This is a genomic window from Tistlia sp. (assembly GCF_040905785.1).
Lineage (GTDB): Bacteria > Pseudomonadota > Alphaproteobacteria > Kiloniellales > DSM-21159 > Tistlia.
Genome location: NZ_JBBDQW010000006.1, coordinates 192904 through 199189, shown reverse-complemented (window position 1 = coordinate 199189; position 6286 = coordinate 192904). Strand labels below are relative to the sequence as shown.

At 71.8% G+C, this 6286-nt stretch carries 5 protein-coding genes; 2 read left to right on the top strand and 3 right to left on the bottom strand.

Going from position 1 to position 6286, the window contains the following annotated elements; genetic code table 11:
• The first annotated feature begins 274 nt into the window (after positions 1 to 274).
• Entirely contained in the window at positions 275 to 769 is a 495-nt protein-coding gene (locus WD341_RS02315) for a DUF302 domain-containing protein (RefSeq protein WP_368423796.1), read from the top strand.
• Positions 770 to 782: 13 nt separating this feature from the next.
• On the opposite strand, the gene trpE is transcribed toward WD341_RS02315, so the two are convergent.
• Together trpE and WD341_RS02305 are read right to left on the bottom strand one after the other, a co-directional pair.
• Positions 783 to 2309 carry an anthranilate synthase component I gene (trpE, locus tag WD341_RS02310; RefSeq protein WP_368423795.1) on the bottom strand — a complete coding sequence of 509 codons (1527 nt, stop codon included), beginning with the start codon at positions 2307 to 2309 and terminating at the stop codon, positions 783 to 785.
• A 166-nt stretch (positions 2310 to 2475) separates the two neighbouring features.
• Entirely contained in the window at positions 2476 to 4347 is a 1872-nt protein-coding gene (locus tag WD341_RS02305) for a SurA N-terminal domain-containing protein (RefSeq protein WP_368423794.1), read from the bottom strand.
• Positions 4348 to 4565: 218 nt separating this feature from the next.
• Here WD341_RS02305 and tpiA point away from each other — a divergent pair, with 218 nt between their 5' ends.
• Complete coding sequence (tpiA, locus tag WD341_RS02300; RefSeq protein WP_368423793.1) at positions 4566 to 5339, top strand: triose-phosphate isomerase; 774 nt, start codon at positions 4566 to 4568, stop codon at positions 5337 to 5339.
• A 36-nt stretch (positions 5340 to 5375) separates the two neighbouring features.
• Here tpiA and WD341_RS02295 read toward each other — a convergent pair whose 3' ends face one another.
• Complete coding sequence (locus tag WD341_RS02295; protein ID WP_368423792.1) at positions 5376 to 6035, bottom strand: PEP-CTERM sorting domain-containing protein; 660 nt, start codon at positions 6033 to 6035, stop codon at positions 5376 to 5378.
• Positions 6036 to 6286: the final 251 nt, after the last annotated feature.

The window sequence follows — 6286 nt, the reverse complement described above, 5'->3', positions numbered from 1 at the left end:
ACAGAAGCGCGGAGCCCCAAGGATGCTTTCTTGCTTGCACCCGATTACAGAAGCTCGTCGAGGGGCGTGACGGCACCGGCAATTCGTCGAAACGCGTGAGGGCAGCCGCACCCGCCGCGGCGGCCTGGAGGGTCACGGCCGGGCCCGTTCCCACAAGAAAACGTGACCCCCTCCGGCTGGGGCGCGGTGATAATTTCCGGCTCCGACGCACCCCTCGGCCGTCGACCGGTTCCTCGACCGGGGCGGCGCCACCGCTCGGTCAGGAGTCATCGTCATGCGCCTTCGCTTCCCCGGAACCCCACGGTCCCGGCGGGTCCGCGCCGGCCTGCTGGCGATCGCCCTGCTGACGGCCGGGTTGCCGGCGGGCGGGGTCGCGGCGGAGCAGGCGGTGCAGCTGGAAAGCGCCTACTCCTTTACCGAGACGCTGGACCGGCTGCGCTCGACGCTGGAGTCCAAGGGCCTCACGATCTTCGCGACCCTCGACCATCGCGCCGGCGCGCTCGCGGCCGGTCTCGAGATGCCGCCGACCACCGTCCTGGTCTATGGCAATCCCAAGGGCGGCACGCCGCTGATGCTGGCGGCGCCGAACTTCGCCCTCGAGCTGCCGCTGCGCGTGCTGGTCCGAGAGAGCGAGGACGGCACGACCTACGTCGTCTTCAATCCGGCCGAGTCGCTCGAGGGCCGGCACGGCCTGCCCGCGGGCATGGCCGAGCGGCTCGCCGGGCCCGAGAAGCTGATCGCCGAGGCGGTCGGGGCGGCCGGCGACTGAAGGGGTCCGAGGCCTACCGGTTCCGCCCCGCCTGCATCCGGTCCGCCACCTTCACCGCCTCCTCGGCGCTCCTGACCAGCGCGCGGGCCTTGTTGCGGCATTCCTGGTGCTCGGACTCCGGGTCGCTGTCGGCGACGACGCCGGCGCCGGCCTGGATGTGCATGACCTCATCCTTGACCAGGGCGGTGCGCAGGGCCAGGCAGGTGTCCATGGCGCCGCCGGCGCCGAAGTAGCCGACCGCGCCGCCGTAGGGGCCGCGGCGGTCGGGCTCCAGCTCCTCGATGATCTCCATGGCCCGGACCTTGGGCGCGCCGGAGACGGTGCCGGCGGGAAAGCCGGCGGCCAGCGCGTCGATGGCGTCGTAGCGACCCGCGTCGAGGGTGCCCTCGACGTTGGAGGAGATGTGCATGACGTGGCTGTAGCGCTCGATGACGAAGCGCTCGGTGACCTCGACCGAGCCGATCTGGGAAACCCGGCCGACGTCGTTGCGGCCGAGGTCGAGCAGCATCAGGTGCTCGGCGCGCTCCTTGGGGTCGGCCAGCAGCTCCTCGGCGAGCGCCCGGTCGGCCTCGGGCGTGGCGCCGCGCGGGCGGGTGCCGGCGAGCGGCCGGATGGTCACGCGGCCGTCGCGCAGGCGCACCAGCACCTCGGGCGAGGAGCCGACCAGCGAGAAGCCGTCGAGGTCGAGGTAGAACAGGAAGGGCGAGGGGTTGAGCCGGCGCAGCGCGCGGTAGAGCGCGAAGGGCGGCAGCTTGAAGGGCACCGAGAAGCGCTGCGACAGCACGACCTGGAAGACGTCGCCGGCGTAGACGTACTCCTTGGCCCGCTCGACCATCGCCTTGTAGGCCTCGGGCGTCATGTTCGATGCCGGCTCGGGCAGGCTCTCGACCGCGTCGTGCCAGCCGCGGCGGTAGGGCAGGGCGCGCTCGAAGTCCTGGGCGACCTCGCCGAGGCGCTCCAGGGCGCGGTCGTAGGCGGCGGTGGCGCCGACCTCGGGCTGGGGGTGGACCGGCGTGAAGACGGTGATCAGGTCCTCGACCCGGTCGAAGACGCAGGTCACGGTCGGCCGCACGAAGATCGAGTCGGGCACGTCGAGCGGGTCGGCGTTGCCGTCGGGCAGGCGCTCCATGTGGCGCACCATGTCGTAGCCCAGGTAGCCGATCAGGCTGGCCGCCATGGGCGGCGCGCCGGGCGGCAGCGGCAGGTCGTTGGCGCGCACCAGGCGGCGCAGCTCCTCGAGCGGCGGGCCGTCCATCGGCTCGAAGGCGTCGGCGGCGTAGCGGGCGCGCCGGTTGATCTCGCAGCGCCCGCCCTTGGCCCGCCAGATCAGGTCCGGCTTCATGGTGATGAAGGAGTAGCGGCCGATCGTCGAGCCGCCCTCGACCGATTCGAACAGGAAGGAATAGGGCCGCCCCTCGGCCAGCTTCAGGTAGGCCGAGACCGGGGTCTCCAGGTCGGCGATCAGGCGGGTCGAGACGACCTGCGGCGTCCCGGCCCGGTAGGCGGCCTCGAAGGCGGCGAAGTCGGGGGTCACCTCCATGAGGCGGCCTCCGGGGCCGCCAGGCCCCTCGGCAGGCCCCCCGACAGGCCCCTTGACAAGCACGGGGCGAAGCCACCCTTGGGAAAGCTGCCGGCTTCGCTTCGTCCCGAGCCTGTCGAGGGGCGTGGGAGAAGAACGCCGGCCGGAACCGAAGCACCCGCCATGGCTAGAAGCCGACCAGGGTCCGGTCGATGCGCTCCTGGTAGAGGCGCACGCCGTGCTGCTGCTCGAGGGCGCGCAGGTAGAGGTTGAAGAGATCGCCGCGCAGGCGCTGGCTCAGCTCCTCGCGGATCTCCGCCAGCTCCGCGGGCGCCGTGGCCGGGTCGGGCGTCTCGACCTCGCGCAGCACCGCCAGCAGCGGCCCGTTGGGGCCCTCGGCGGTGACGCTGGCGCCCGGCTCCAGCTCGAAGAGCGCCTGGACCAGCGCCTGGGACGGCTGGGAGGCGTCGCGGCGCACCGGCTCGCCCTCGGTGACCGTCAGGCCCTCGTCGGCCGCGAGCCCGGCCAGGGTCAGGCCCTCGTTCAGCCTCCGCTGCAGCGCGTCGGCACGCTCCCAGGCCGCGGCCTGCTTCTGCTCCTGCTGCCAGCGCTCGGCGACCCGGTCGCGCACCTCCTCGAAGGGCCTGGGCGCGGCCGGGGTCTCGCCCTCGGCGCGGACCAGGAAGTAGCCGCCCTCTTCGGTCTCCAGGACCAGCGACTGCTCGCCGACCGGCGTCTCGAAGGCCTGGCGCAGGAAGCGGTCGGGCTGCGGCAGCGGCGTCACGCCGCTGCCGTCGGGCGCGTTGCCCTGGTTGTCGATCGCCGGCACCTCGCGGAACTCGACCGCCAGCTTCTGCGCCGCCTCCTCGAGCGTCGCGCCCGCCGCCAGCTCGTCGTCGAGCTGGTTGACGATGGAGATCAGGGCGTCGACCGCGAGGCCGCGCTTCAGGGCGTTCTCGATCTCGGGGCGGATCGCCTCGAAGCTCGGGTGCTCGCCGGCCTGGATGTCCTCGACCAGCACCAGGTGCCAGCCGAAGCTGCTCTCGACCGGCGCCACGACGCCCGGCGCCTCGGCGGCGAAGGCGGCCTCGCGCAGGTCCGCCGGCAGGGCGCCGCGCGGCAGGGTCCCGAGCGGCACCGGGGCGCCGCCGGTGGTCTCGCGCACCACCGCCTCGTAGTCCTCGCCCTCCTGGACGCGGTCGTAGGCGGCCTCGGCCGCCTCGGCGTCGTCGTAGACGGCCTGGGAGATCGTGCGGCGCTCCGGCTCGACGTAGGCGTCCAGGTTGTCCTCGTACTCCTCGCGCAGCCGCGCCTCCTCGACCGAGACCTCGTCGTAGAGGTCCTCTGGCTGCAGCCAGAGGTAGGACAGGCTGCGGTAGGTCGGCGCCATGAAGGCCTGGCTGTTGGCTTCGTAGTAGGCGCGCAGCTCCGCTTCGCCGGGCAGGGGCGTCTCGGGCTGCGCCGAGACCGCCAGCTCGACCCAGTCGGCGCGGCGCTGCTCGGCCTGGCGGCGGTAGAGGGTCTCGACCAGCAGCGCCGGCGGCTCGATCGCCGCGCCCAGGGCCATGCTGAGCTGCTCCTGCAGCAGCTGCTCGCGCAGCTCGGCGACGTAGCCGGCCTCGGTCAGGCGGGCCTGCATCAGGGTCTGCTCGAAGCGGCCGCGGCTGAAGGTGCCGGTCGAGTCGCGGAAGGCCTCGTTGGCGTAGATCGCCTGGCGCACCTGCTCGTCGGTGACCAGCAGGCCGCGCGCCTGGGCCTCGGCCGTGATCAGCTTGTCGGTGACCAGGCGCTGCAGGACCTGCTGGGGCAGGCCGAGCGCCTGCGCCATCTCCAGGTCGACTTGGCTGCCCATGCGGCGGGACAGCAGGCTCATGGTCTCGGAGAGCTCGCGCCGGAAGACCTGCTCCTCGATCCGCTCGTCGCCGACTTCCGCCACGACCGGCGCGTCCCCGCCCTGCTGCAGCATGTCGCCGACGCCCCAGAAGGCGAAGCTGATGATCAGCAGCCCGAACAGCACGAAGAGGAAGACCTTGGTGAAGGCGCCGCGCAGCTTGTCCATTGAACCTGTCCGTGGGGTGCGGGTGGGCGTCCCGGGGCGCGCTGTGCCGGCCGGGGCGCGAAGGCGGCGCATCTTAGGTGCCGGGCAGGGGCACGGCAACCGCCGCAGCCGGGGCTCGGCCCGGACGGCGGCGCGGGCCGGGACGCACTGGTTCCCGCGGCCAGCGCCATGCTATTCAAGGCCGGCGCCACCCAAAGAACAGAACAAGGAGCAAGCGCATGCGCCGCCCGCTGATCGCCGGCAACTGGAAGATGAACGGCCGGCTCGCCGACGGCCGCCTGCTGGCCGAGGAGATCGCCCAGCGCGTGCACCGCGCCACCGAGACCGGGGTGCCGCCGCTGCCGGCCTGCGACTTGCTCGTCTGCCCGCCCTTCACCCTGCTCGAGGCGGTGCACCGCGCGCTCGCCGGCAGCGGCGTGCTGCTCGGCGGCCAGGACTGCCACCCCGAGGCCTGCGGCGCACACACCGGCGACGTCTCGGCGGCGATGCTCGCCGACCTCGGCTGCTCCTACGTGATCGTCGGCCATTCCGAGCGGCGCCAGAACCACGGCGAGGACGACGCCCTGGTCCGCGCCAAGGCCGCCGCGGCCATCGCCGAGGACCTGGTGCCGATCGTCTGCGTCGGCGAGACCGAGGCCGAGCGCGACGAGGGCCGGGCGCTGGCGGTGGTGACCGGCCAAGTCGCCGGCAGCCTGCCGGAGCTTTTCGAGCCGCCGCGCCTGGTGCTGGCCTACGAGCCGGTCTGGGCGATCGGCACCGGCAAGACGGCGACGCCGGAAGACGCCGCCGAGGTCCACCGCGCGATCCGCGGCGCGCTCGCCGAGCGCTACGGCGCAGAGGCCGCCGGCGCGGTGCGCATCCTCTACGGCGGCTCGGTCAAGCCCGAGAACGCCGCCGCACTCCTGGGCGACGCCGACGTCGACGGCGCCCTGGTCGGCGGCGCCAGCCTCAAGGCCGACGACTTCTGGCGGATCGCCGAGGCGGTTGGCTAGGCCCCCGCCACCTCGGCGATCGGCTTCCGTTGCCCTCTAGCGATCGTCGCGCCTGGCTCTTGCGAATCCGAGGCCGGCGACGCCGATCGTCAGCAGCGCCAAGGTCCAGGGTTCGGGAACGGTGGTGGGATCGGGATTCGGATCCGACAGTTCCGCGGTGAATCCGATGTTGTTGAAGTCGACCTGGTTGTTCGATCCGGTCAGGAAGGCGTTCACGTAGCGTACGTTCGACGGAAACGAGAGGGCGATGTCCTCGGCGAAGATCGGGTCGCCGTCGCTGCCTGTCGCATTGCCGAGCGCGGGCATGACGTCGAGGAGCTCGCCGACGAAGCCGCCGGTGCCGTCGTAGAAGGTGAAGTCGATACTGTCGACGTCGTAGCTTTCGGAATGATAATTCCAGAAATGCAACGTAGTGAGGTCGTATTCGACGCCGAAGTCGAAGTCCAGCTCAAGCGGACCGCCGCTGACCCACACGTGCGTCGACTGCAAGTGCAACTCGCCTGCCGTCGCGGAAGGGGCATCGATCACGCTGGCCAGCGAGGCCGCGGTCGTGCGGTTCGCGAAGGGCTCGGGCGACATCGACGCGCCGAGCGCGACCGAAATGTTCGCATCGTTGAGGTAGATGGGCGCGGCCTGCGCCGAGCCGACCGCAAGGGGAAGAAACGCTAACGCACTCGCCCAATACCAAGGTCGCATGACATCGCCCTCCCACGTTCGTTTGAGACACGACCGATCGCACGCAAGTATCATGCCGCGAAGAGCGCAGCCTCACTGTCCTCGTGACGCGAAGATGAATCTGCGGGCGGTGGCTCGTTCTTCGTAAGACGGGCTGACACCGGAAGGTGGCGCGGTGTCAGAGGAGCTGACGCGATCGCCCGCCGATCGGCCCTAGTCATAGGGAGGCGAAGGCATTACATAGCGGGTCGAAATCGGCCCGTTGGGTCCGA